Genomic DNA, 22,763 nt, shown 5'->3' on the forward strand with positions numbered 1-22,763 from the left:
AAGGTGGGCGACATCGTCTCGGAATCCACGGGCGACTTCATATCGGTACGCCTGGGCGACTTCGTCGGAATCCGCACGCACTGGTAGACGCGGCAGTCTGCCGGCCGTGCAAACGAGAAATCTCTGCTTCAAATACTGCCTGCTGACGCGCGCGTGTTCAAGACCCGGCAGAGCTTTGCCTTTATCGGATCGGAACAGAGCTCTAATCGAAGGCGGCATGAGCCTTACGGCTGAACTATTTGGTTTCGGTTTTCGTCTGGATGTTCTGAACGGCTCCGTCCACGGGAGTCCACTGCACCCGACCATCGAAAGCGGAGAGGTTTAGACCACCGCCGGTTCCGTAGAGAATCATTTGGCCCGAGCTGACGGAGTTGACAGCGAGTGTCGCACGGGGAAGTTTTGCAGCATTGTACATCGTCAACGACGCATCCTGATGATCGTTCAGAGACAGCACCGCCCGATGACCTTGCTCCGTGTCGAGGAGCGACACCGAAGGTGAGCCATCCTGGCTAAGCCCGATGCTTAGACGCACCTTCTCGCGGCTATCGAATAGCGAGATACGCGGCATTCCGTCGGAAGTGGATGAGATCAAGGCGACGATTTTGCCGGAGTCATTGCGCAAGGCTATCTTTTCCACAGAGAGGGTCTTGGCCTTGACTGTGTCGGCATTAACGGTCGCGTGCCATTGGGATGCAATGATCACCGCAGCCGCCATGATTGTAGCCCCCAGGACGCTCCATCGCATCGCCTTCAGCGATCGGTCCTGCCGCTGGATATGCGATGCGAGACTTTCAACCGTGGGTTCGGCCTTGAGCATAACTGCGCCTTTGTCTTCGAGAGGCTTCAAATCCGAGCGTGCGCTGGGTGCGAATTTTACGAACCCAGCAGCGGGTGCCGGCAATACACCGTCGAGACAGTTACCTCAGCGGCCGCCCGGAAGGTAGTTGCGCTTGCAGCTTTCGATATTCTTGTTTCGGTCCGGGTAGTCGGCACCGAAGGCTCCCACGTATTTCAGGCAGTCCATGTATGGCCTGTTTCCCATCCAGCCGTATTGCGAGCCGAAGCCAGCTGCAGCAGGTGAATACTGCGCGGATCCGAGCAGAGAGCCGAGCCCAACGAGGGCGGCGAAGAGAGCAAAGCGAGCGGTTTTCATGTGAGGTCCTCCTGTTTTGGGCGGCGGGTTGCGGCCACGATGCAGAGTGCCGCAACTGCTTTGAATCTACGGTGACCTACATCACGGGCCGTGTGACCCGCTTCCTGTGCAGCCTCCTCACCACGGCGGGATCAATCGGCTATGATTCTCGTCGACTATGACCCTTGGCCTTCGATCGATTGAACCCGTGTTGCGTCAACTGTCAGTAACAACCCGGCCGTAAGTCTAACCCCTCTGCTCTGCCGCTGCTCCCATCGAAGAAGTGGCGGCACCTCGGCACGAGGTTCGCTCACCGAGACCTGGCGGACCCAATCTACTCACATTTAGATCGTCCCGTTTGGGCCCAAAGCGGTTGCTCCACGGCTGAGTTCTTGCGCGGCACCATTCAGGTGCTTGCAGCGTTTCGTCTGTTCGCGGGTCCGCACCGGCAACGTAGATATCGAGGAGTGCGTCGAATGAAGTTCCAGAACGGAAATGACATTGTCAGCAAAGTTCCCGCCGTCACACTCGGCTTCTGGGTAATCAAAATCTTGGCCACTACTTTGGGAGAAACGGGCGGCGACGCGGTGACAATGAGTTGGCTCAACGCAGATCAGAACGCTCAGAACGGCGGATATCTGATCGGGACTGCTATATTTCTGGCCATTTTCGTTGCCGCAGTCATTGCTCAGATTTCAACGACGAAGTTCAATCCCTGGGTCTACTGGCTGGCCATCGTTGCTTCCACCACCGTGGGCACCGCGTTGGCGGATTTTTTTGATCGTTCATTGGGGATTGGTTATGTGGGAGGCTCATCCATCTTGCTGGCCTGTGTGCTTTGTTCCCTTGGTGCATGGTATGCGACTTTGGGCTCGGTGAATGTCGACACGGTAACGTCGCCAAAGACCGAGCTATTCTATTGGATCACCATTACGTTTTCGCAAACCCTGGGTACCGCCCTCGGCGATTGGATCGCTGACGACACGGGACTTGGGTACGATGGCGGCGCTCTACTGTTTGGTGCGGGACTATTGGTGCTTGCGGCGCTGTACTACTGGACCAAGGTATCGCGGGTTTTTCTATTCTGGGCGGCCTTCATTCTCACGCGTCCTCTGGGGGCCACCGTTGGAGATTTTTTGGACAAGCCCGTCAGCCATGGCGGGCTCGCCCTGAGTCGTCCTTTAGCTTCCGTGGTCCTTCTCGCTGCAATCGTCTTGTTCGTCGCTATCCTGCCGCAGCGGCCCGGGCGGCATTCGGGCGATTGGGCTTCGCAGCCGCGGACCGAGTAATCCAATCGACCCGGATGTCGCATCTTGGCCCAGAACTGACCTGCGGTGCAGGGCCGGTCGATGGCTACAGCTCACGTTGCCGCTGAAGGGCGCTGGTCCGGGAGGGCAAACCGGCGGGCGTGCGCCGCAAGCCGCTGGCGCACAGACCAGCGCACCGGGAATTGACTCGCGATTGAGACCCATCGGCGCATACTCGTTCCGTCACCGACCTCCGCACCGAGGCATTACCGGTGACTGAGGGGTCCCGCCTTGAGGGAAGCACCCATGACCCAATCTGAACACCTGCCGCCCGCCTTTGCACCCATCGCATTGCAGCGCCCCGCCTGTCCGAGGTGCAAATCTTCGATGATGCTGGTCAGTATCGAGCTAGAACGCCCAAGCGTGGACTTGCATACGTTTCAGTGCGCTGTCTGCAATCACGTACTTACGACCCTTGCCGCGTGCGAAGATCCTATGCATTCCAAAGTGGGCCGGTGCCTTCAAGGCGATTTGCCTCCGCCGAAGTAAGGTGCGGCGTGAATGAACCCGCGGTTTTGCGGACGGACTGGAAGCAATGTCTTTGTTCTGTAGCGTTGAGATCGGGATTCGTGAGCAACGCCCGTGCCAACCGATATCGCAGATTGGCCCTCGCTTCTAGCGACAAGGCTAACGCTGACCTGCTTCTTAAGCTCGCAGATGAATGCGATCGAGGGATTCTCTGCACCGCTGAATGGCGCTTAGCTCCCTCCACAAGCGCGCAATCACCAAAGGCGGGCGACGAAAGGTTGCATTTTTTTGCGTGGGAACCGGATGATGGTCGTTGAAAGTGGTTCTTATCCCGGCCGAAGGTGCCGGCGCGCAAATTCAGCGTAAGGGGTGAGCTTATCGTTTGGTGGTCCGTTTACCTGACCGGGCCTTCCAATTACCGCTGATGGCCTAAACCAAATCCCAAGACCAGCGCCTTCTGACGAAGCGCGCCCTCAGTACGCTTCATCGCTTTTGCAATCTTCGCAACAGGAGTGCGATCCTTTGAGTGCTTTTTAAGTGCTCGCAAGTCAGCAGATGTCCACTCGCGACGAACAGTTTTCTTTGTTTTTTTGGCCACTCGGTGACTCCATGAACTGTTAGGAGCGCGCGGTCTAACAACATGGTGCGCAGTGCGCAACCATGCCGCCGTCGAACTTCACCGGCTGGTAACATTCAGAATGTCGCCGTGTTATTTCACAACGATCACGGTAACGGCCGGTCGCTCGCTAGCGCCGCCGGCGCACTGACCCTGTCGTTTTTGACAGGTGCGGGCCGGCCTGACATGTGGGCATGATCGCGGCTAAAGGACGAGGGCCGCGGCTTTTGCGACGTTACTACTTCCCGATTTTCCACAAAGGCGAGACACAGGCGGACGATGTGGGGGAGCTATTTCGCTCGGCTGAAGTAGCTGCCCAATACGGTGCCCGTGTTGCTCGGGATATCGCCAGGGATCCCGATTGCGACCGTGATGCCGGCACGGTTGTTATCGTGGTTGATGCCACCGGCGAGGTGGTGGCACGGCATAGCGTTGCTAGTTTTGCAACCGCTATCTAGCGGGGGACGTCGAGCGTTGCGGGCAACAACGGCGACACGAGGGCGCGCGATGAACGAAAACACATTGCCCCAGGCCCCCTTAGCCGGGGACATCTCTTCCCTTTCGCGCGGCTAATTCCTGGTCCAGCTCCTTCAAGCGGACGACTAGATTTTCCACGATCTCCATGCAATCGGAATGCCGCAACGACCGCACCCCTCGCGCTGCGAGCTCGCGCTCCAATATAGTCGCCATGATGCCTTGGATGCTCACAAATTCTCCTGCCGAGCCATTGCTTCCCAGCTACGGCCTAAAAAGGAATTGGGCTCATTCAACGAAAAGCCGCAGCGCGGTTCCAGCCCCGCTGCGGCATTCCGGATGAAGTAAGAAATGGTACTCAAATCTCGCCGGTGTTCCGATCGTAGAACACCCCGTTCCGAAAATGGACTCCGGACAACTACCGGAATCCGGTTTTGTACGCGTTGTCGATATAGGGCGAACGTGGCATCGCTTGGCTTCCAGCCCCCAATGCTCCCGGCTGCCAATTCAATTGCGGATCAGAGCGCCGGGAGTGCCGCGGGGCGAGGCGTCGATCAAGTCGGCCCCCGAGCATGGGGTCCGCACCTAACCAGCGCGGGGGCCGAAGGTCTGCCTGGTCAAGGACCGACAGCCGAAACATGGTGCACACTGCTCGTTATTCCTGCCAGTCCAAAATAACAGGGATTATGCGGCCTGTGATCGCAACGCGCGCTCATCGTCGCCTCCTTGGTCGCTGCTCGTGCAGGCGCGGAAGCTCTGCCCCCGATGCCTTGACCTTGTGCCTGATCCTGCCGATCAAACGAAGCGTAGCCTTCATTTCTTCGGGCGCGTCCTTGTTGTGACGAAGGAGCTGCCCGATGAAACAGTTAGCCTTGAAGTGCTTCGACACGAACGCATCGAACTCAGGATCTAGCTTCCGCTGTCGTTGGGTACTGGCCTGTTTTAACCCCTGGTGGCTTAAGTTGAATTTCGCAGTGGCCTGTTTTGGGTTATGCCTACCTTGCGATAGATCAAGGTATTTAGTCCGCCCTGAACAAGCTGGGAACGCCATATGCTGGCAATGATCCTGATCATGCTCGCCATTGGAACCGCTATGGTTGGCTCCATCGTCGCCCTATTCGAGATCGTCGCGGCCTTAGAGCGGCGACGCGTGAAAAGATAAGGCCGCCTCAGTGGGCGGCCTCTTTCATTTGAACACCTCGGTTCCGAGCCGGAACGAGAACCGTAGCACGCCCGCGATGCCGGGAAGCCAACCCGGACCTCGGGCCGCTCCGGAAGGCCTTGTGAGATTACAAGACAGGCGGGGCGCAACACGCCCGCTTTAATATCCGTCACGCGGACCCACCTGACAGGCTCGTTCAGACAGTGCGCGCGCACCATCGTGCGAGGGAGCCCGGCCGTGGTCTAGCCGGGATGGGTGGCGCCGACACCCCCGCAACTACAGGGGTTGACAGGAGGGCAGGCCCGCCGATGGCACGTCCTCGCCTGGCGTTGCCATTCCGACCCGCCCCGGCAGTGATCGCGGTTCCGGGGAACGGCTATCGGAGGATGGGGTATCTGGCTGCATGAGCGAGCGAGGCTGGGGCGGCCTTTCGACGATCCCATCAAGGTTCAGGGTGGCGAGCTGGTGACCCTGCTGGACGCGGGCCGCTACATCGCCAACCTGCCGAAGGCGGTTCACGACCGGCCGGAATGGCAAGCCGCGATGGAAGCGTTGCTGCTGGTCGCCGAGCGCGGCGGGCCGGTGATGTTCGCCCGGATCGGGATCATGAGGGCTTTGAACCGTGACCACGTTCCAGCGTTCACGGAGTCCGGGAAGAAGCACCATTGGGGCCGGCGTAAGCTGAAGAGGGATCAATGACGCGCGTTGGCAGCAAGGTCAGGATCGAGGGCTGGAAGCCCCTCTCTGAGGAAGAGCACTTCATGACCTGTCCCACCTGCGGCGAACGGTTCGATTGCCGCGAGCTGGGAGAGGTGTTCGAACATCTCCATGGGATTGAACCGGAAGAGGAGCCAGAGCGGCAATCACCGTCTGGATTTACGATCAGGGCGAGGACTTGAAGGTCTTTGCCAATGAGGAAGCCGCGCAGGCTTGGATTGACGAAAACGATCCAGAGGGCGTCGCCTTCGAGTACGAGGTGATAGGCCCGCCAGCGTGAACCGCGGGCCCGGCTTCATCGCAGCCTTCGGACTAACGTAAAGCTCTCTCGCGCGCAGCATTCAAGGCCGCCTTTGTCTGCGGGACAGCTTCATTGATGGGCTCCCGACTAGGGGGCGGTTCGCTGAGATCTCGGGCCCATGGCGCGCCAGAACGAGCTGCTGACAACGAGGGGGGGGTCACTTGAATTTGCGCAAGCAGAGATGAGGAGACCGACAAGGGTCAGCGAACCTGCCCATATCAAGACGTGGATGCGCATGCCCATCCAACCCATTACCCGAAGAATCGATCCTGCTAATTATACGCCAGTTCGAGCGAACTCAGGCGAGAGGCCCGCCAGCGTGAACCGGCGCATACGACCATGCCGCCAACTGAGGCGGCCTTACTTCTAGGTGTTCCGCTTATAAATACACGTGCAAGGAACAAACGAAGATTCATTTATTATCGCAATCTGTTCTCGCCCGGAGAACTGCGGGGCCGCCAGCGTGAACCAGCGGGCCCCCTGTTTACGTTCATTGCGCGAGTGGTTTTTTCGCGGAAGTCGGCGGCTTCGCTGTGCCGCTCTTCGGGGTACCATAATTCGCTGAGCCACGAGAGCCATAGCCCCCAGCCTTGCCATCCATTTTGTTAGCCGATGCTGGCGATGTCATGAAGCCGGCGGCGATCATGGCGCCCCCGAATGCGACGATTACGATCAAGGCGATAGCTCTTAAGATTGACATTGGCTGCTCCAAAATAGCTTTTCTGAAATCGCCACGCCGAAATGCACGTAGCGGGTGCAGCTTATTCCCAAATAGCTTGGCCCGCGAGCCTTTCTTCTAAAGCTCAGAGGCCCGCCAGCGTGAACCGGCGGGCCTGACACATCTCTGTGGCACGGCGAGCGGCACAACGGCCGGCGGTGCGAACGAAAACGTCATGAATAGACCGACTCCGGTGACCACAGCCCTGTCTTGATCGTCTCTCCCCGCGTCGTCTTCCCCTCAGCGAAAATGGGCACGTCGAGCGACAGCGGCGCCCGGGCGCTGCCATAGTCCTTATAGGAGAACATATCGTTGTGCTGCTTCTTGAACTCCTTCATGCGAACGGGGACATCCTCCCGCCGAAGCTTGCGGTCCACAAGAGCCAGAAAGATATTGCCGACGACGTCCATTCGATCCGCATCCGACCAGTAGTGAGGGGTGAGGCTAAGAAGCCACTCAGTGTCACCCTCTTGCGGGGTGTAAAGTGGGACATCGCTGCGGACAAAGTCGGCTGGGGCGGCGAGCGTGAGACCTGGCACGCGAGCAATAGTGTTGCCGCTCATGAAGCTTCGGATCGTCGCCGGATTCCGCAAGGCACGCATGAAGCGTTCGTTGATGTCAGGTCGAGTCCGACGCACCGTCCTCCATTGTGCGTACGTAATCGTTGGTCTTTTGCCGTCTCTTGGCGTCGTCAGATCGCCGACGCTCATCCCTGTCAGCAACCCACGCTCCACGTTGTCCAGCATTTGAGACGTGACAGGCGCGCCTGCGAATGTGCGATTGCACGTGAGGCAGAATCGAGAACCATTCGATGGCTTGATACCGGTATTCTCGATGGTGAGTTCATGACCGTATTTGCAATGGCTGATCCGTCGCTTTCGAGACCCGACCACGACGGCAACCTTGGCATTGCGTTCAATGATGGGCCTGAGCCTCGACTCCAAATCCGGATTGTTCTTTAGGGCAAGCCTGAAGCGGATCGCATCCCATGCACCGAGGAGCTTTCTCAGCGAAGCTCCCTTGATGAGCCAAGATTCGATCAGCGCAATGTCGTCGGCGGAGAGGAATCGCGACCCGCCTGACAAGGTCAACCGCTCAACATTCGCAGGCGGCTCAATGAAGTCTGCTTCCTCCGCAAAATAGCGGCCGACCCCCTGCCACCTCCGAGCGCAAGCTTCGCACCATCGATGGTCGTACCTGCGCTCCGCCTGCATACGAGCGATAATCTCGGGCGACAGCGGATGCCCTTGATTGCAAGCCGTGCGATCTGTCGTGCGTTTAACGATCCCATCCTGGATTCTGGACTTGCTGTTTGCCTCCACAAGCGCAAGTGCTTTCGCGCCCCATTCCGGATTCAACTCACAGTGCTTGCGGAACGCATCCGCCGAGCAAATCGGCGGTTCGCCAGCGCCGCCCGTGAGCATCCGAAGCGACTGGCCGGCTTCTAGCCTCGCCATAAACGTGTCAGCTTCGGTCGGGTTCATGGTGAACACTTCACCATTCACTATTGCGGAAAAGCAACCGTGACAAAATTTGCGAGGACGAGAACGACCTCCGTAACCGAAGCTGGACAGCGGCAAGTTCTGCTCACATCGACGACACAGCTTCATCATGACCGTCTCCATCTGTTGGACAGTAAGCGCGGAATGCGCACCACGGAGCGGAATCCTGAATCGCGGCTTAGTCTCGGCGACTGCGGCCATTGCGATTTCACACTCGGAGAGGATGCCTTGTGAGTCGGGCTATCCAATTCCTCCCGTTTGCCAGTCCTGCGAACCAACCTGCTCAAGCAGACCGTCCCGGTCGGCGATCCCAGAGGCTTCGGTTCGCTCGGCTGGATCATCCTCTTCTTGGTCGCAAGGAGCGCAAATCGTACGGGGCGGCGCGCAAGAACGGCGATTTCTACGCGATGCAAGGGTATTTCGAGGATCAACAGGGCGCGCCTGATGCCTTGTTCTTCAACACCCGCATCGTCCGTCTGACAGAAGCGCTGATGTTCGCCAGCAGGTTCTATGCTGCCTTGGGCGCGACCCCTGAAGCCAAGCTAAGCATTCGCGTGACGCACCGGGGCCTTTGCGGACGCACTCTCAAGAGCATCGGAGGCAACCGCATCTTGTTCGACACGCCTGCCTCGCACGAGCAGATGTCGGAGATGGAAGCCATCATCGTGCTCGGCAGCCTTCGGGACACTCTAGCCGACGAGGTGCGGCGCGTGTGATGTTCATGCTCTTCGACTTCCAGGAGTTCGCACAGGGTGTCTACGAAAACATCGTGCACCGGTTCGAGAGGGGCGTCGTCTCGTAGCCACAAGGTGAGGGCGAGTGGCTTTCGCCGCAGCCCCTGTTCTCCCCGTTCGCGAAAGTCAGATGATTCCGCCCTGCTAGCTGCAATGAAGCGAGCGCGTGTCGGAAATTTACGAGTTCCGAAGGCTTGCGCCTTTTGCGAACTTGATGAACCATGCTTCTTTTCATGAAGCTTGCAGATGACCCTATCTGTGCGATTTTACCTCTTTGCCGATGACGGACTGAAGCGCATCTCGCAGCGCATGATGATGGCGCTGGTCCATGCCCAAGATGCCATGCCCCAATATGCGGGCACAAAACAAAAAGTTGCTGACGTGATTCTCGAGGTGGAGAACGGGAAGCCGCTCCGAATCGAGCGTGCAGAAGGGACCTTTCTGAGATTTGATGAGCGCGGACAAGTTCACGAAGGCCTCGTCGCTTCAGGATTTGCGGCTCTCAGTACGGGTCTCGCACTGCAAGAAGCTCTGCGAAAACCGTCTGGCAAAGTCGTCAATCTCGCCCCAAAGCTCGATCGGGAGAAATGGGAGCGCGAAAACCGCTGGACGTTGTCCAAGGAGGATCTGGATCGGATCGCTGACGACATCTGGGGCCGTATGCGCGCAGTTCCGCCCCAGGTAGAAAGGGCCAAGGGGACAAAGCCCAAGTCTCCGCAAATCACTTTTGAGGCGCGCGAGGCGCTGCGAGAAATTCAGACCGGCATATCAACCATCGACAACAAGCTGACTTGGTTGGGCGAACCGTCCCTCAAGGGGGTCGCGTATGAAGCCCGGCAGAACGCCACGAGCGACGTTGACGGGCCGTTCTGGCTCGCTGTGGCGCAGGCCGCCGATCGTTATCATGAGCTTCTTGTCAGACGCCGTACTGGACGAGGCGAGTGGTATGCCGTGGTCTCTATTCTGCATTGGGATGCTGTGCGTCGAACGGCCGATACGAGCGCATCTTTTCATGAGCGCTGTGCTTCCAGAAAAGAAGCCGAGGACGCCGTGCGGCGGCTCTTGGCCGAGCACGGGAAGCTTTTCAGCGCCGACTACACGATTGAAGCGGAAGTGCTCTCGGAATTGGAGTGGGATGATAAAGAAGAGCAGCGCACTACTTGATGAGCCAGAACAGCGCATGAACATATTCCCCGGATTTCCCCCGGGCGTTGCTGCTTAGTTCTGCTCTCCGGTGCCTGCAACTGCCGAACGCGCTATCACCGATGATCGGAAAAGCTCTGTGTTTACAGACTTATAATGGTGGGCGCACAAGGGATCGAACCTTGGACCTCTCCCGTGTGAACCACAATCCGTAGACCCGAGCCAACCAAATCCGGCCATAGTTAGTATGTAAAAATGCCTTTGATTGACGAGGGTTATGGCCCTATTTGCCCATAAGAGCCCATAGCTGACCTTGCTACATTTTGTATGCCCCCGTTGTGCCCGCCGGGGATTTTCCCCTGGGGCACTAAAACGGGGGGAGGTCTGAGACCCGGTTCTGTTTGGGTCTGTGGGTTCTCCCTGCGCGGGCACACGGCAAGGGGAAGGTCTGAGCCCCGGTTCTGTTCGAGGGCTGACCGCCCTTCTTGCGGGGCGCGCGGGGGCACAGAGAGAGGGAAGGAATCATGACGGAGCCGGCCAACCAGCTGACACTCACCGATGCAGTGATCCGCGACGCAACGCTGCCGTCGGGTAAGGCGCAGCATTATCTCCACGACGACAAGCTGCCCGGCCTCGCCTTGCGCATGCGCGCCACCGGTGGCCGGACCTGGGTCTATCTCTTCACCAAGCCGGGGGTGAGGGGAACCCAGCGCAAGACCCTCGGCGCGTGGCCCAAATATAATGAGAAGGCAGCGCGCAAGGCCGCCACCATTGCCGCAGGCGAGGTCGTCAAGGGCTTAGACCCTAACGATGCGAAGCGCGAGGCGAGGCGGCAACAGGCAGCCGAGAAGCAGTGCACCACGCTCGCGAGCCTCATTGTTGAAGATGGTCCCTACCAGGCGTCTTTGACCGAACGCCAAGTCGTCAACTGGAAGCCAGCAATGTCGGCGCTGCGGCGCGGGCTCAAGGATCACGCCGAGAGCGGCGTGGGGGACCTGACGCGACGGCAGATCATGGCTGCGGTCGAGAAGATTGCAAAGACTGGCAAGCGCGGTGCAGCCAAGGACTTGCGCAAGCACGTGCATACTTTTCTCGAATGGTGCGTCGGCGAAGGTTACGTCGAGCACAACGTGCTCGCCGGCTATCGCGCGCCGAAAGAAACCCGTGCGCAGAGAGTCGGGCGCCGAGCAAAGGGCCGCGCACTGACCGATGAAGAAATCATCAAGGTCTGGGATGCATCCGGCAAGCTCGGGGCTTTCGGTTTCCTGGCACGCATGTGCCTGCTCGGCGGCCCGCGCCGCAGCGAGCCTACCATGATCGAGTGGCGTAAGCACATCATGGACGACCGGATCACCTTCGATGCGGCGTGGACCAAAATGGGGTTGCACCACGATGTGCCGCGCACTCACTTGGTTGACGAGGTGCTCACGGCCGCGAAACATTTCCAGCGGGCAACGTCCGACTATGTCTTCCCGTCACCGAAGACCGGTGGGCAGATGTCGGGCTTCACCAAGATGGTCAACCGCCTGGTCAAGGAAGCGGGCGTTGCCAAGTTCACTATGCATGACCTAAGGCGCAGTTTGCGCACCATCATGTCGCGCTGTGGCTACGACAACGAAATCCAGCGGTTGTGTGTTGGGCAGAAGCCAAGCGGAATCGATCAAGTCTACAATCACGACGAACAGTGGATCATCCGCAAGATGGCGTTCGAGGCGGCTCACGACTACATTGCAGAGCTGGTTGGCGCGAAACGCATCGGGAAGATCGTGCGCCTGCAGCGGACGAATCCGCTTGACCCGATCAAGGCCGAGCTGCTCGGCCGTCTCCGTGAGCATTATGCGGCCGAGGCGTCCTAGTCGTCTTATCGCACTTGGCCAGATAGTCCCGCACCGCATCGACACGATAAAGGGGCCGGCCATCGACGTAGCGCCATTTCAGCGGGTGGTTCGGATCGCGCCGCCACTGCTCTAGGGCGCCGGGGGTGCGCCGGATGACCGCGGCTGCCTCCAATGCCGTCAAATTAGAGCTGCCCGGCAGTGTATCGATATCGAACGTCGCGGGCGGCGGGATGCCACGGTTCTTGCGACGGCGCTTCGTGGCAAGCGGCATTTTGCTGTCATCTGGAGACCCAAATGCCTCGATCCGAGCCTTTTCGTCCTTGCCGCGCATGCCTCTGCCCCGAACCATGATCGGTCTGAGGCGATAAGATCCCAGCCATCTCCAGCAAGAAAGAAATCCTAAGCGCGGCTATGGCTGCTGGGTAGCTGTGGCGTACAAATAGGACGAATCGCCCCTTGCCGAGAGGTTGTAGCGGCTTGGGGTCCGGGGGCTGATCGGCATCCTAATGGGGCTCTGACTCATTTCTGATGAAGTTCGCCGGCGACTGTGGTTCTTCAACGGAGAATCGGCGCCATGCGGACAGGCTTTCGAATTTCATCGCTAGTACCGAGTGGTTTGGTCTTTGATGGCGTAAGTGATTCAGAGGATTCGGTTATTCTGGCTGTTCGGTCAGAGACTGCGGAGGCCCAGTGCCCTTTGTGCGCGACACTATCGCGCCGAGTCCATAGCCGCTACATCCGGCACGTGGCCGATTTGCCATCAGCGGGCAGAAAGGTGCGCCTCCGATTACTCACGCGGCGCTTCACATGCAAGGTGCCGCATTGCCGCCGGCGGATCTTCGCGGAGCGGTTCGGAGAAGACGTCGTTCCGCTTCGACGGCGTCGGACGGCACGGCTCGAACACATCGTCCATCACCTGGGGTTGGCGCTCGGCGGCCGGCCGGCAGCAAGCTTCGCCAAGCGGCTCATGCTGCCTGTCAGCAACGATACCTTGCTGCGGGTGGTCCGCCGGCGGGCGGCGATGCCGATGGATCCCTTGCTTGTTGTGGGTATTGATGACTGGGCGTTCCGGAGAAATCGTCGGTACGGGACCATCGTGTGCGATTTGGAGCGTCGGCGGATCGTTGCCTTGCTACCCGACCCGGAAATGGCGACCGTTCAGGCGTGGCTGTCGAAGCACCCGGGCATCAACATTGTGTCGCGAGATCGCGGTGGTGGATATGGCGAGGCAGCAGCCAAGGCGCTGCCGAACGCCATCCAGGTCGCCGACCGCTGGCATCTGATGGAAAACGCGAGCGCGGCCTTCCTTGAAGCGGTGCGCCGTTCGATGAGCAAAATCCGAGCCGCAATCGGGGCGACGACGATCGATCTTAAACTGCTGACCTGCGTGGAAAAGCTTCGCTATCAGGGTTATCTGCGGCGCCAGGACAGCCATGCCGCAATCGCGGCTCTTGTCAGCGACGGTGTGCCGCTCAAGGAGATCGTCCGCCGCACAGGACATAGTCGCAATCTGGTTCGCCAAATTAGTCGCGGCGGCGGTACGGATATCTTCCGCACCCGTCAAAGCACCCTGGATGGGCACCTGCCATTCCTGGACGCGCAGTGGTCAGGCGGCTGTCGTAACGGTGCCGAACTCTGGCGCCGCTTGAGAGGGCAAGGCTTTAAGGGATCGCTGCGCGTGGTGGCGGAATGGGCCACGCGACGGCGACGCGCCGAGACCATCAGCCGTCAACAATTGCAGAGGGTCCCCGCCGCCCGGACGATAGCGCAGTTGATGACGATGAAGCGGGACCACCTAACCAAGGCCGAGACCGTCACGGTTGCCGCTATTGAACAAAGCGTCCCTATGCTGGCCGATGCCAACGCTCTCGTTGGCCGCTTCCACGCGATGATCCGAAAGAGGGCCGAGATCGAGCTCGAACCTTGGATAGATGAATCCAAGCGGAGCCTCATTGGCTCGTTCGCGAATGGGATCGCCAACGACAAGGGCGCGGTGCACGCGGCTATCACGCAACCGTGGTCCAATGGCCAAGTGGAAGCTCAGATCACCAAGCTCAAGCTGGTCAAGCGGCAGATGTACGGGCGCGCTAAGCTCGATCTCCTTCAGGCTAGGCTGATTGGCGCGCCATAAAAACAAACACGATCATCGAATATGCGTCAGAGCCAGCGTTCGACGCACGGGGTGAAGTTGCTCTCCGATTCTACAATGTGACGCTTGCCAACACGCTCGACTATCTGGGATCGCTGAGGTCGTAAGAGCGGCAATGTGTGGGTGAGAGATGGGTTATTGTTCGATCTGGCATCGTCAAGCCTCGAGCAGTCCACCGGTGACGACTACAGGCGCCTGGAATGCCGCGAGTGCGGCAGGTACCGGATTACGGGTTCGGTATTGCAGATGCTGGACTCGCGACTGAGTTGAGCCATGCGACGCGTGCGATGTCGAAGGCGGAGTTCGAATCGCCGAGATAAGCTCGTTCAACATGGACGACATGATCAAGGTTTTACAGACGCTGTGCGGTGATCTTCGCCGATCATGATTTGTGCATTCCAAAAAAACCGTAGCTTCGTAAGATTGGCAACAGCTCATGAAGGTTGTTAATCGTGTAGTCTGGATGCGCCGCTTGCAGGCGCGCCTCGGAAACAAATCCCCCGGTAATGGCTATACTTATCAGTCCGAGATTCCGTGCAATATCCGTTTCGATCGGCATATCGCCGATGATGAAAGTTGACGCTGGTTTCAAGTTGTTCTTCTGCATGTATAGACGAAGTCGCTCTCCTTTGCTTGTCGATTTGTATTGCGTGTCGCGGCTTTCGAACGCGAGCACATCGTCGATGCAGTCATTGATTCCAAGTCTTCTCAATTGGTAGCGCAGAGGGTCGACTATATGGTTGCTCACGATGATGGACGAAGCCCCTTCTCGGCGCGCCAACTCCAAGACTCTGCGCGCGCCCTCGCGTAGATCGGCTCTGCCCGCAAGAGCCTCATAGGCGTCGTGAAACATTGCACTCCCATCGCGATCCACCGTCGCAAGCTCGTCTCGCGATAGTCCGAGGCTGCGATAAAGAAGAGACAGCGGAACGTCGCAATGTTCCCGAAGCGTCTTCATGTCGATCGTTGTACGACCAAAGCGATCTAGAATTGCATTGGTGGTTTCGAGCAGTGCGTATGCATCATCGAGCAACGTTCCATTCCAATCGAAGACGAGAACCGGTTTCATGATCTGACCTTAAGCATAGATTCCGTGCGGGTGCCACCGTCGTTCGCCACGTATAGTAGCACCGAACTACTACGGCATGGGCATCGACACACTAGATGAGTTGAAATGCTGGCGAGAATGGAGATGATTGACGCCCGCGATCAATCGAGCAAGTTTCATTTGGACTCCTGGGCCGGCGACTGCGAGGCCGTCATGATCGTACGGGCTCTTTTCGGTGTCCCAGCAATCCACGTGCCACCAAAGCCATTTGCGAGCCCCGCTTGAAGAGGGCAAAACCATGTTCTTCGGCTCAGGCGACGGAATACTCGCGCGTTAGTGTCTGGTCTCCGACATTAACGTCTTCAGCCGGATACGGCTGAACACGACAACGCGAAATGTTGAGTATGAAGGAGGCGCCATTCGCAAGTGTTCGCGGGCGGCGCTCCATGGAGACGGGGCCTTTGCGCTGAAGACGCTCCGGTTGGCATGGGGAAGTCGGGCTTCAGCAGGCGACTGCCTGAGCAACACGCGATTTGAGGACCGCGAAGCGATCTTTCGTGGCGAGCACTCGCGGTCCTTGGCAGACTCGAGCTTCGCTGAATGCGCCTCAGGTCCGCTCATCATCCGGCTTGGGGACGCGGCCCTTGGCATCGCACTTATGTCAACGGTTACATCCAACGCACGGGCAGGGCGAAGAGGCTAAAGCCCTCGCACAATTCCCGCCAGAATATCTGCCCGCTTAAGACATTTTCGACCGTAGCAGCGCAGAAGCTGCATCGCGTGTCGCGCACGTTACGTCATCTAAAAGCGCACGTTCCTGCGACCTACGGTGATCGCGAATCGCTTCGCAAGACTAGGTGGCCGACAGTTGACGAAAGCAACAGGGGCTCAGACAGAAGAAGTTGAGCTGCTGCAAGAACACGCAAGGCTTAGAAATATGATCTAACCTGGGCATCTCCCTGCCGGGTTAACTTTGTAACTGGCCGCCCGGCAGCGCTCCTGGCAGCCTTATTGTGTTCCGGCTTGTGGACCGTGGAGGATGGTGCGCGTCAAGACTTCGACCCGTTCGGCAATTTGGCGAATTCGCCTCGCCACGTCCTCGACTGCGGTCATGTCCACCGGCTGCGTGCAGGAAATTGAGCTCATCTTCGCGTTAAGGTCCCTCAGCTCAGCCTTGCAGCGATCTAACTCCGCGTTGAGCATCGTAACTTCATTCATCGCCGTTGCCCGTATTGCCGTTGCTTCCGAGAAGATGTTTGTTCGGAGCATGCACCTGATTGCAATCTTTGTCGCGCTCGCGTGGTTCCACATGGGTAGGGCATCTCGAAAGGCACAGAACGGCCAACCCAAACACCGACCGGGTCGTTCACGCGCACAGCTGCAAATGGAGTCCCCATAGCCAATTTATATAAAGGAATGAATTTCAATGGCACGCGCATGCGTTCCTCTCAGCAAAGCCCGGGCGACCGGCCGCACTCGCAAGAATCCAAAACGATTTTCGGGCCGCAAAGAGCCAAACGGCTTGGGTCCGTTAGGCGAACCGCCGAAATGCTTAGGCAAACCGCACGAGCGCGAGGCGCGGCGAACGCTGTCTGATGACCTTCGATGGTTCAACCCGGAGCCACCGGACGCTAGTGGCAATGGCAAGTGGGCTGGTTGCGCGGCAAATCGGAGGCGAAGACGTTTGCGAAAGCTCTGAATCTTCTCAGAATGATGCTGAATTCCATTGGCGGCTCGCTGTCCGATGCATCGAAAGTAATGATGCCGGAAGTGGAAGATGCTGAAGACCCGGCCGCGAAATACTTCTAGCTCATTCTCAAGTACTCTCGCCTGAATGGGCATCTCCAAACAAGAGTGTAGAAGCCCGGCTGAACCGGACTTCCGCTGTTGTCGGTCGCTCATTTCGGATTGTGATCTGCCCATACGATCAGACGCCATCGAATGGTGCTTGTGCTGACGTATGCGCATGATTGCTTTGCGGAGGCAATGTGTGGCCTGCTGCAATTCCGATTTCGCGATGACAGCCCGTGCATCGGTAGAGAGCGGCAAAGGGAGCCGCGACTCCCGGCCCCTGATCCTGATCGAAACAGTCGCTGTTAGATTGCGGTAGGTAGTTGGCGTTCTTATAGGTAGCCATTCGACTTCTGTCACTAGAGTAAAGCCGGACTTGACCTCTCGGGGCTTACCGAATGTAATGCTGTTGCTGCTAACATCAGCGTTTGGCCCGCAGTCCGCAGCGTTGCGCGGGCAATCGGGGCCGCCAGTCGCAAGCTGGCGGTTCTCCCCGATTCGTTACGAGCAGTGGAACACGTTTCCCGGCGTGCAACCGCAAATAGCGGAACCTTACGCCGGCTATTCACAGCTTCCTGTGGACAACCTCATTATTCGGAAGAGATTTCGCCGCGCACCGCACGCGCTCGGCGCATGGATTAATTATGACACCCCAACAGAAAGCCGCGCTGGCATCTAGCACTACGATGCCGGGATAAAGCAGGGAGGCGAAGTTGCCCTGTCCATCATAAGGGAGTTTCCAGACGGGTTCAGCGAAACGAAATGACGCAGAACTCGCCTCACAGGCTGGCGCTTCCCTTTCGACCGCCGTGACGGCAACTCATGAGCGCTTCCAGTTTGGAGTGGGCCTTCGCGCTGGTGTCTCGCGATATCGAGAAACCCTTTTAAAGTGCGGCTTCGGTCACTGCCGGCTTTTGCGTTGAGCGCGTCTTCATCGAGCGATCCGTCGGGGAGATGATCCGCCTCCACGGTGCGGACTGGCATTCGGCGGAGAACCGACAGCTCGAGTCATGAACGTCACCCGTCGCAAGCTCGTCGTTTCACCATCCGATCGTCTACCCGAGGTATGCTAAGTTCCATGACGGCGCCCTTGAACACATCATAACAACATCACGAGGACCGGCATGCTTCGAGCGAGGGCAGCTTGTGAAGCCAACCGGGTTGCTGGGGTGATCAGAACCAGGAATCCATCAGGTGAACAAGCTGGGAGCCCGCCGTATAAAACGCCTCCTGCGCTGCACGAAAGCGCTGGGCTTCAACGGCGGTGACCGGCAACGGCAGGTCGTTCTCCGCGATCTGCCCCAATACATACGAAGCCAAAACACTGCCAAACACAGTGCCTGGTGCGATTCCGCGGCCGTTATAGCCACTGAAACCGATGACTTGGCGGTCCAGCTTGTGAAGCCGGGGCAAGTTGTCGGAGGTCATTCCAATCATGCCAAACCAGCCGGTTTCAAACTGGACGCCCCGAAGTCCTGGAAAAAGCTTGTGCAACGATCTTTGGGCCCAAGCGCGGTGAATAGATCGCCCAATCCCCTCAAGCGCACCAACACTGCCAAACACGAGTCGCCCGGAGCGATCGAGACGAAACGAAGAGAGGACTTCTCGAGTGTCCCACACACCCTGCCGCTCAGGCAGGATCGACTTTCTCAGATCATCGGGCAGACATGGCGTGCCAAAGTTGAAATAGGGCAGTTGAATCTGTTCCTGCCGTACCTCAGACCAAAGTCCCTTGCTATAAGCGTCCGTCGCGACGACCACCCAGTCGGCCTCTACAGATCCGCTTTCGGTGCCGACTCTCCAGCGGAAACCATTCTGTTGCGCCATGACGGCCTCACTATGCGTAAATATCCTGGCTCCCATCGCAAGCGCGGCCCGCGCTAACCCTCGCACATAAGCCAATGGCTGTATGGTGCCGGCGCGCTTATCGAGCAGCGCGCCGGTGTAGTCGCCACCGCCTACTTTGCTGCGTGTTGCCTCCGCATTTAGCACCAGGACGGGCGCTCCACGCTTCTGCCACTGTTCGGCACGGGCCTCAACCTCCTCCAAGCCCTTACGTCCGACCGCACAATGCAAGGTGCCGGCACGTTCGACCTCACATTCGATGTGGTGCTTTTCGATGAGCTCGAATACCGTCTGCGGTCCGCGGCCGAGCTGTTCAAGTAACCGTTCTCCAAAAGGCGCGCGGAGCGCGGCCGGAAGCGACTCAGGCATGAGCCACATGCCCGCATTCACGAGTCCGACGTTCCGCCCGGACCCGCCGAATCCTATTTCAGACGCCTCCAAAAGCGCAACACGCGCTCCACCTTCAGCTAGATGAAGGGCCGCCGACAGCCCGGTATATCCACCGCCAATCACGACGATATCCGCTGCAATTTCATCAGTAAGTGGAGCAGTTTGTGGCGCTGGTGGCGCAGTCAGCACCCACAGTCCGTGTGATCGTCGATTGTTTCGCATCCGCCAATCCTCTTACAAGTAGCTTCTTGATCGACCCGAGCTCCAGCAGCCATCGTGAATACCGCTAAGTTCTGGCGGACCTCTCTAGTATCCAAGCGGACCTCCCTAGTATCCAACACTGACGTGCCAGCGCCACACCGGCAGGCAAATCGCAGGCCAAAAGGGCAGTTCGTCATCACCCCGAAGATCAGGCCGAGCTACTAAGTTGTTGATCTGTTGAGGGCACGCGCAGCACCCACGCGGCGGTGCGCCGGAGCTCCGACTGCGCGAACAAAGCCAAAGCCCCTCGGCGCTTGCTCTGGAACGCGCCTTTATGCGAGACAATGGGTCCCAAAAGGGCAGCAAGGGGACCACACCGTGAGAGCCTCTCTTGATGGCGAAATTCGCGACGGCCGCCATCATATGCAGATCCGGGTCTATTTCGAAGATACCGACTCCGGCCAGATTGTTTATCACGCAAATTTCTTGCGCTTCATGGAACGCGGCAGAACGAACTACTTGCGCCTGCTCGGAACGAATCAGCAAGCATTACTCAAAGAAGCCAAGAACGATGCGCCCGGTGTTGCCTTCGTTGTGCGCTCGATGACGATCGATTTTCTAAAACCGGCGGTCTTGGATGACATTCTTGACGTCGTCACAGTCCCGCAAGAGGTGAGGGGCGCGTCGATTGCCTTGCTGCAGGAATGCAGGCGTGGCGACGATCTCCTGGTCACAGCACGTGTACGGGTAGCGTTTATCTCAGCTGGAAAGGCGCAGCGCATCCCGAAGTCGCTGCGGCTCGCTATGGAAGGGCATAGATAAATCTGCCGCCTCATTCATGCGTTTGCCTTGCAGCGCTCCACCGAAATCAAGTCATCATGGCGGCGTAAGTTAAAGCAAATGGGCTGCGGCAAACCCGGGGCGGCTCAATTGCACAGTCCAGCCGAATGAATCAGAAGCCGGCGAAGAACGAAAATAAATCGGACTTCGTCGGCCGCTTTGGTCACAGCGACCACAGCGAAACCCACGTCAAGGATGACGGGCCGATTGGCGACTGGCGCGGCTATCCCGGCGGCGCTGCCGTGGCGAACTTGCGCGATCGCATTTCGCGGCTCTTCTCAAATGGCGGCACCGTCTCCATTGCCCCATGCTCCATCTGGCTGACGGCAGCGAGGCGGATGGTTTCCGGGCTGCGCGCCAACGCTCGGTGCTCTTGCCACTCCGGATAAAAAATCATGGAAGAGGGCGGAACCGAGCGCGATCATTTTCGACGAGATGGTCAAGACGGTCCAGGAGCCGGCCCAATCGAAGGCGGCCGGCGGCCTCGTCCTTGGGTCTGAAAACATCAAAGGCACGTTTGTCGGATTCATTAGAAGGTACAATCTTTATGTTGTTTTCTGGAATGCGGATCAGCACGATCGAGCGATCGTCATTCACCGTCGCTCAAAGAGGATGGATATCGTCGCGGAAATGCCGCTTACGTTCGAGACCGCGCATCGGCTAGCGCTCTTCATGCCGCGTGCCGTGCCGACAACCACATTGCGCCGGATGCGCCGCCAATCGAATGAAGGGCCGCGCGGCCATTTTCGAAGTTGGTCCGGGCCTCCAATAGGCAAAACTGTTTCGTGGGGCGCCCACTTTATGTCAGCGAGTGCCATGATATCAGAATGGCAACCGGTGGCCTGTGGGCTGCCATACCTTACTTCACCGCTTGAACGCGCGAGGATAGTGCCGTGGCTAATGACGTAGAGCTTCTGATCTCGTATTTCGCGCTTTCGGGGCACGTTTACCCGCTGGGGGCCTGCTGAGGTCACTCCATTCCAATTCAAAGGCAGGGTCGAAGGGGCAGCGCGCGCGGGGTTCAACGGGTTCGGTCTTCACTACGAAGACACGATGGTCGCGCAAAGCAAGATTGGTTTTGCGGAAATGAGACGCATTCTTCAAGACAATGGCATCAAATATCTGAAGATTGAATTTCTGCTCGATTGGTACAGGACTGACGAGAAGCGAATGGAATCCGACAAATTCCGTCAGCAAACTGCTCGATGTCTCCGCCGAACTTGGAATGCGGGATATCAAGGTGGGCCCGGGATTCCAAGAAACGCATGCCGATGTGGCGCTCCGCCCATGGTGGCCTCCGTAAGGGGACACTTGGGAATGATCTGCAACGCAGAACCTAACGCAGCGTCCGGTTCACGCATTTCTTTCGGCACGAATGTTGTGACGCAGCTACAGCAATTCGCGCGCACGTTGTTAAGACGCATGAGGCTCGGGGCACTCAAGACATGAGAGTAGAAATGAAGAACTTCTTGCTTACGACTGTGAGCATTGTGGCGCTTGGCGCAATTGCGTCCGCATCCGGTGCAGACCTGGCTGCGCAGCCCGTCCAACCTCTCTACTCCAAAGCTCCGCCGCCTGTCGCGGCTGCAATTTACGACTGGAGCGGCCTCTACGTCGGTGTGAACGGCGGCTTGGGCTCAAGCTCGAATTGCTGGGACTACAATGGTCGCACCCCTGAGGGCTGTCATGATGCGACCGGCATTACCGTCGGCGGGCAGATCGGCTATCGATGGCAGATCGGCCAGATCGTGCTGGGCGTTGAAGGTCAGGGGAACTGGGCTGATCTGAGCGGATCCAACGTCAGCATTGCGTTCGGCGATGTCGACCAGAGCAAGATTGGTGCGTTCGGTACGATGACTGGGCAGATCGGTTATGCGCTCGACACCGTACTGTTTTACGCCAAGGGCGGCGTCGCAGTGGCGAGCAACACGTATCTAGTCAACTCCGCAGTCACGGGCGCGCAGTTCGCGGGCGCTGATAGCAGCCCTTGGGGTGCTACTGTGGGCGCCGGGATCGAAGTCGGTTTCGCGCCGAACTGGTCGGTAAGCGTCGAGTACGACCACTTGTTCATGCGGGATGCCGACGTGAACTTTGTCGTGGCTGCTGGTTCGCTGGGCGGCGACCGCATCCGCCAGGATTTCGATCTTGTGACTGCGCGGCTCAACTATAAGTTCGGCGGCCCGATTCTGCTCAAATATTGATCTGAAGTCGGACTGGTGAATCGAAGGCCCCGGCTAGACCGGGGCCTTTCAGGCATCGCGCGTGCGACGCGACTGGCGGGTGACCGGAAGTCAGGAACAGTTAGCGAAACCGCGGTGTGTTCATCTTCTGAGCTGAAGTTCTGAGTCGATAAAGGACAGCGAGCATGTTCGTTTCATTCTTCCCTC

At 58.4% G+C, this 22,763-nt stretch carries 18 protein-coding genes; 11 read left to right on the top strand and 7 right to left on the bottom strand.

Annotated elements, in window-relative coordinates; translation table 11 throughout:
- Nucleotides 1-235 precede the first annotated feature (235 nt).
- Together AC0L3K_RS38360 and AC0L3K_RS38365 are read right to left on the bottom strand one after the other, a co-directional pair.
- A complete protein-coding gene (locus AC0L3K_RS38360; RefSeq protein WP_219684045.1) occupies nucleotides 236-817 on the bottom strand; it encodes a hypothetical protein in 582 nt (193 codons plus the stop codon).
- A 105-nt stretch (nucleotides 818-922) separates the two neighbouring features.
- Nucleotides 923-1,153: a hypothetical protein gene (locus AC0L3K_RS38365; RefSeq protein WP_219684044.1), complete on the bottom strand. Its 231-nt coding sequence runs from the start codon at nucleotides 1,151-1,153 to the stop codon at nucleotides 923-925.
- Nucleotides 1,154-1,608: 455 nt separating this feature from the next.
- Between AC0L3K_RS38365 and AC0L3K_RS38370 the strand changes: the two genes are divergently transcribed.
- Nucleotides 1,609-2,421: a COG4705 family protein gene (locus AC0L3K_RS38370; RefSeq protein WP_473368004.1), complete on the top strand. Its 813-nt coding sequence runs from the start codon at nucleotides 1,609-1,611 to the stop codon at nucleotides 2,419-2,421.
- Between the two features lie 901 nt (nucleotides 2,422-3,322).
- On the opposite strand, the gene AC0L3K_RS38375 is transcribed toward AC0L3K_RS38370, so the two are convergent.
- Entirely contained in the window at nucleotides 3,323-3,505 is a 183-nt protein-coding gene (locus AC0L3K_RS38375; protein WP_219684042.1) for a hypothetical protein, read from the bottom strand.
- 212 nt (nucleotides 3,506-3,717) lie between these two features.
- Between AC0L3K_RS38375 and AC0L3K_RS38380 the strand changes: the two genes are divergently transcribed.
- A complete protein-coding gene (locus AC0L3K_RS38380) occupies nucleotides 3,718-3,981 on the top strand; it encodes a DUF6894 family protein (protein WP_473368005.1) in 264 nt (87 codons plus the stop codon).
- Between the two features lie 1,643 nt (nucleotides 3,982-5,624).
- On the top strand, nucleotides 5,625-5,858 hold the full coding sequence (locus tag AC0L3K_RS38385; RefSeq protein WP_473368006.1) for a hypothetical protein: 234 nt from the start codon (nucleotides 5,625-5,627) through the stop codon (nucleotides 5,856-5,858).
- Nucleotides 5,859-7,068: 1,210 nt separating this feature from the next.
- On the opposite strand, the gene AC0L3K_RS38390 is transcribed toward AC0L3K_RS38385, so the two are convergent.
- A complete protein-coding gene (locus AC0L3K_RS38390; protein ID WP_473368007.1) occupies nucleotides 7,069-8,508 on the bottom strand; it encodes a hypothetical protein in 1,440 nt (479 codons plus the stop codon).
- A gap of 119 nt (nucleotides 8,509-8,627) precedes the next feature.
- On the opposite strand from AC0L3K_RS38390, the gene AC0L3K_RS38395 reads away from it, so the two are divergent.
- The 4 genes from AC0L3K_RS38395 (at nucleotide 8,628) to AC0L3K_RS38410 (ending at nucleotide 14,243) form a co-directional block, all read left to right on the top strand.
- Nucleotides 8,628-9,113, top strand: a complete 486-nt coding sequence (locus AC0L3K_RS38395) for a hypothetical protein (protein WP_473368008.1) — start codon at nucleotides 8,628-8,630, stop codon at nucleotides 9,111-9,113.
- Nucleotides 9,114-9,377: 264 nt separating this feature from the next.
- The gene (locus AC0L3K_RS38400; RefSeq protein WP_473368009.1) at nucleotides 9,378-10,295 is read left to right on the top strand and encodes a hypothetical protein; all 918 of its coding nucleotides are present in this window, start codon (nucleotides 9,378-9,380) and stop codon (nucleotides 10,293-10,295) included.
- 503 nt (nucleotides 10,296-10,798) lie between these two features.
- Entirely contained in the window at nucleotides 10,799-12,130 is a 1,332-nt protein-coding gene (locus AC0L3K_RS38405) for a tyrosine-type recombinase/integrase (RefSeq protein ID WP_259216370.1), read from the top strand.
- Nucleotides 12,131-12,686: 556 nt separating this feature from the next.
- Nucleotides 12,687-14,243: an ISL3 family transposase gene (locus AC0L3K_RS38410; RefSeq protein ID WP_473368010.1), complete on the top strand. Its 1,557-nt coding sequence runs from the start codon at nucleotides 12,687-12,689 to the stop codon at nucleotides 14,241-14,243.
- A gap of 400 nt (nucleotides 14,244-14,643) precedes the next feature.
- Here the strand turns inward: AC0L3K_RS38410 and AC0L3K_RS38415 are convergent, their stop codons facing one another.
- Nucleotides 14,644-15,330, bottom strand: coding sequence for an HAD family hydrolase (locus tag AC0L3K_RS38415; RefSeq protein ID WP_007596419.1), 687 nt, complete (start codon nucleotides 15,328-15,330; stop codon nucleotides 14,644-14,646).
- 1,626 nt (nucleotides 15,331-16,956) lie between these two features.
- Between AC0L3K_RS38415 and AC0L3K_RS38420 the strand changes: the two genes are divergently transcribed.
- Entirely contained in the window at nucleotides 16,957-17,118 is a 162-nt protein-coding gene (locus AC0L3K_RS38420; RefSeq protein ID WP_157158605.1) for a hypothetical protein, read from the top strand.
- 1,155 nt (nucleotides 17,119-18,273) lie between these two features.
- Here AC0L3K_RS38420 and AC0L3K_RS38425 read toward each other — a convergent pair.
- On the bottom strand, nucleotides 18,274-19,557 hold the full coding sequence (locus AC0L3K_RS38425; RefSeq protein WP_007596417.1) for an NAD(P)/FAD-dependent oxidoreductase: 1,284 nt from the start codon (nucleotides 19,555-19,557) through the stop codon (nucleotides 18,274-18,276).
- A 357-nt stretch (nucleotides 19,558-19,914) separates the two neighbouring features.
- Between AC0L3K_RS38425 and ybgC the strand changes: the two genes are divergently transcribed.
- Together ybgC and AC0L3K_RS38435 are read left to right on the top strand one after the other, a co-directional pair.
- Nucleotides 19,915-20,358 (top strand): tol-pal system-associated acyl-CoA thioesterase, encoded by a 444-nt coding sequence (ybgC, locus tag AC0L3K_RS38430; RefSeq protein WP_007596415.1) that lies wholly within the window; start codon nucleotides 19,915-19,917, stop codon nucleotides 20,356-20,358.
- A gap of 125 nt (nucleotides 20,359-20,483) precedes the next feature.
- Complete coding sequence (locus tag AC0L3K_RS38435) at nucleotides 20,484-20,765, top strand: hypothetical protein (protein WP_007596414.1); 282 nt, start codon at nucleotides 20,484-20,486, stop codon at nucleotides 20,763-20,765.
- A 4-nt stretch (nucleotides 20,766-20,769) separates the two neighbouring features.
- On the opposite strand, the gene AC0L3K_RS38440 is transcribed toward AC0L3K_RS38435, so the two are convergent.
- Nucleotides 20,770-20,973, bottom strand: coding sequence for a hypothetical protein (locus tag AC0L3K_RS38440; RefSeq protein ID WP_219683517.1), 204 nt, complete (start codon nucleotides 20,971-20,973; stop codon nucleotides 20,770-20,772).
- Nucleotides 20,974-21,833: 860 nt separating this feature from the next.
- Here AC0L3K_RS38440 and AC0L3K_RS38445 point away from each other — a divergent pair.
- Entirely contained in the window at nucleotides 21,834-22,577 is a 744-nt protein-coding gene (locus tag AC0L3K_RS38445) for an outer membrane protein (protein ID WP_035993548.1), read from the top strand.
- Nucleotides 22,578-22,763 lie beyond the last annotated feature (186 nt).

It is taken from the genome of Bradyrhizobium sp. MI1.10 (assembly GCF_055811035.1).